This is a genomic window from Mesorhizobium sp. P3_A9, assembly GCF_056402975.1.
The window spans coordinates 1-2,512 of sequence record NZ_JBFUGJ010000562.1 but is presented as its reverse complement, the minus strand read 5'-3'; the positions used below and the strand labels follow the sequence as shown (position 1 = coordinate 2,512).

General features: G+C 62.5%; 5 protein-coding genes. 1 reads left to right on the top strand and 4 read right to left on the bottom strand.

Translation table 11 applies throughout. The features are described 5' to 3' along the window. Positions 1-83: 83 nt before the first annotated feature. The 4 genes from AC1DX0_RS34470 to AC1DX0_RS34455 are packed head-to-tail and all read right to left on the bottom strand — an operon-like array spanning position 84 to position 2,046. The gene (locus tag AC1DX0_RS34470; RefSeq protein ID WP_477218942.1) at positions 84-371 is read right to left on the bottom strand and encodes a DUF1330 domain-containing protein; all 288 of its coding nucleotides are present in this window, start codon (positions 369-371) and stop codon (positions 84-86) included. Between the two features lie 28 nt (positions 372-399). Continuing rightward, positions 400-1,113 carry an orotidine-5'-phosphate decarboxylase gene (gene pyrF / locus AC1DX0_RS34465; protein ID WP_477219115.1) on the bottom strand — a complete coding sequence of 238 codons (714 nt, stop codon included), beginning with the start codon at positions 1,111-1,113 and terminating at the stop codon, positions 400-402. A gap of 11 nt (positions 1,114-1,124) precedes the next feature. After that, the gene (locus AC1DX0_RS34460; RefSeq protein ID WP_477218941.1) at positions 1,125-1,721 is read right to left on the bottom strand and encodes an NADPH-dependent FMN reductase; all 597 of its coding nucleotides are present in this window, start codon (positions 1,719-1,721) and stop codon (positions 1,125-1,127) included. A 40-nt stretch (positions 1,722-1,761) separates the two neighbouring features. Then, positions 1,762-2,046, bottom strand: a complete 285-nt coding sequence (locus AC1DX0_RS34455) for a hypothetical protein (protein ID WP_477218940.1) — start codon at positions 2,044-2,046, stop codon at positions 1,762-1,764. Positions 2,047-2,126: 80 nt separating this feature from the next. Here AC1DX0_RS34455 and AC1DX0_RS34450 point away from each other — a divergent pair, with 80 nt between their 5' ends. Next, positions 2,127-2,441 (top strand): hypothetical protein, encoded by a 315-nt coding sequence (locus tag AC1DX0_RS34450; RefSeq protein ID WP_477218939.1) that lies wholly within the window; start codon positions 2,127-2,129, stop codon positions 2,439-2,441. The last annotated feature ends 71 nt before the right edge of the window (positions 2,442-2,512 follow it).

Below are 2,512 nucleotides of genomic sequence, written 5' to 3'. Positions count from 1 at the left end.
CCAGCTGATCGGCGCGTTGCTTGGCGGCGCCAAGCTGCGCGACGTCAACCTTCAGGATTTCGTCTGAAGCCGGCCAGTAAGCCTCAGGCGCCTTCGACCAGCACGATCTCACCGTCGGCGACCTTCTGGCGGATGGCGACCGCGCGCTGATACTCCGGCGAGTGGTAGCAGTCATGCGCCGCGGCGAGCGACTCGAATTCGATGATGACGTTGCGCGCACGTCCTGGCCCTTCGGCCTTTTCATGCTCGCCGCCGCGCGCCAGGAACTTCGCGCCGAACCGCTCGAAGACGGGTTTGGCGGCGGCGACATAGTCCTTGTAGCCTTCGGCATCGCGCACATCGACACGAGCGACCCAGTATCCCTTTGGCATTGTTCTTCTCCGAGTTTCTATCTGGGCGTCAGGCCGAGCGCATTTCATCAAGGATGGCTTGCGCAGCCTCGCGTCGATTGGCCGCCGCAACGATCGGGCGGGCGACGACGAGGTGGCTGGCGCCGTTGCGGATCGCTTGCGCCGGCGTCACCACGCGTTTCTGGTCGCCATGGTCGCTGCCTGCCGGCCGGATGCCGGGCGTCACCACCGCCATGTCGGGGCCGACGATGCGGCGCACCGCTTCGGCCTCCGCCGCCGAGCAGACAATGCCGCCCATGCCGGCATGCAGAGCCTGTTCCGAGCGCCTGAGCACGAGCGTGTGCGGGTCATACTCATAGCCGACATCGATCATGTCCTGCTCGTCCATCGAGGTCAGCACGCTGACGGCAAGCAGGCAAAGCTCGCTGCCCCTGGCCGCTTCCACCGCCGCCTTCATCGCCTTCGGATAGGCGTGGATGGTCAGCATGGTCATGCCCATCTTGACGATGTTCTCGACGCCCTTGGCCACCGTGTGGTCGATGTCGAGCAGCTTCATATCGAGGAAGATCTTTGTCCCGCCGCTGGCCAGTTCCCTGGCGAAGTCCAATCCGCCGGCAAAGGCCAGCTGATAGCCGATCTTGTAGAAGGAGACGACGCCGTCGAGTTCGCGCACCGCCTGCTCGGCCTCTTTCACGGTCGGCACGTCGAGGCCGACGATCAGTCTTTCCTTCATGGAGTGGGCCTGCATGGATTGGGTGTGCATGGTTGCGGCGATCACGCCTCGATCCGCGTCGACAGCATGCGCGAGGTTTCGATCAGTGTGCGGCATAGGTGCTCCATCGATTTGTACAGTCTTTCGTCACGAAAATTGCCGCCTTCGTCAAAGGCGTCGCCGCCGTCCGGCACCGAGCATTCCGGCGTCACCACCTCCATCTGGCAGCGCACCAGCACGGCGCGCAGATGGTTGATGCAGCGTATGCCGGCGAAGTGGCCGTTGGAGGACGAGCACAGGCCGGCAACCTTGCCGGCAAGCGGCCTGACCGTCCGGCCGCCATCCCGGCGCACCCGGCTCACCCAGTCGATCGTGTTCTTGAGCAGCGGCGGGATCGAGCCGTTATATTCGGGCGTGGCGATCAGCAGCCCGTCATGGGCGATGATCAGCCGCGCGAGCTTCTGGGCGTTTTCGGGGACACCCTTCTCCTTCTCCAGATCCTCGTCGAGGATCGGCAAGGGATAGTCGGCGAGCGAAATGCGGGTCACCTCGGCGCCTTGCACCGCAAGTTCCTTCTGCGCCACGTCGGCGGTCCTGCCGCTATAGGCGCCGCTGCGCACCGAGCCGGCGAAGACGAGGATTTTCGGGATCACTGCCATTGGCCACCCTTGTTCCCGGACAGGTACAGCCAAGGGGCGCTCAAATCAACGCGCCGCAGCCGAAAAATCGAAAGGCTCTCCAGGCCAGCAGCGAGGCGGTTGGCTGCGCTGTTGATTGTGTTGGCATAGACACGCGAGGCCCGACGCTCCTGCCGCTCTGCCTGGCTGTCACGCCCGGGAACAGACGTGCGGCGACCGCGCCAGACGTCAGGAGCATCAGGGTGCAGAACTCCGCGACCTTTCCCCACACCGTCTCATAGGCCGAGCGTTCGGTCTCCAGATCCGACGGGCGCGAGAGTATGTCGTGCGCGCGGGAATCGGTCATTGAGTGCTCCGCTTCTGTGATGTGACAATACTGGAGTCGTCAAATACTGTTGGCTGTCACCAACCAAGGGGAGGAATAGAATGGTTGATCAAGACGTAAGAGATCAGATGGCTCAAGCTAGGGCAGAGATGCAGGCTGCATCAGCAAAAAGGGCTGCCGACGCCGCCCACGATGCCAAAGTCCTCCAAGATGAAAAGGAACTGCAAGATGAGCATAAAGTTGGCGCCGCGACCGATTTAGAGAAACAGATAGAGGATCAGCTAGGCGCAGATCAGAAGGAGCGTGACGTGCAACGGGCAGCAGACGCCGCCGCCACCAAACAGCAGGCAGACGCCGATGCTGCCGCTGCTAAGGAGCAAGAAAAACAAGATGAAGAAGATTTAGATGACGATTGAGAGTTGCTGCGTACCCTGAGGGAATTTACGGATTCCTCTTCAGTCGGGGCGCCAAGCGCCGCCAGATGGCC

What these genes read in the sequence shown, in the direction of transcription:
- AC1DX0_RS34450 (WP_477218939.1), top strand. Translation starts at nt 2,127, where the DNA reads ATGGTTGATCAAGACGTAAGAGATCAGATGGCTCAAGCTAGGGCAGAG.
- AC1DX0_RS34470 (WP_477218942.1), bottom strand. Translation starts at nt 371, where the DNA reads ATGCCAAAGGGATACTGGGTCGCTCGTGTCGATGTGCGCGATGCCGAA.
- AC1DX0_RS34455 (WP_477218940.1), bottom strand. Translation starts at nt 2,046, where the DNA reads ATGACCGATTCCCGCGCGCACGACATACTCTCGCGCCCGTCGGATCTG.
- AC1DX0_RS34460 (WP_477218941.1), bottom strand. Translation starts at nt 1,721, where the DNA reads ATGGCAGTGATCCCGAAAATCCTCGTCTTCGCCGGCTCGGTGCGCAGC.
- pyrF (WP_477219115.1), bottom strand. Translation starts at nt 1,113, where the DNA reads ATGCACACCCAATCCATGCAGGCCCACTCCATGAAGGAAAGACTGATC.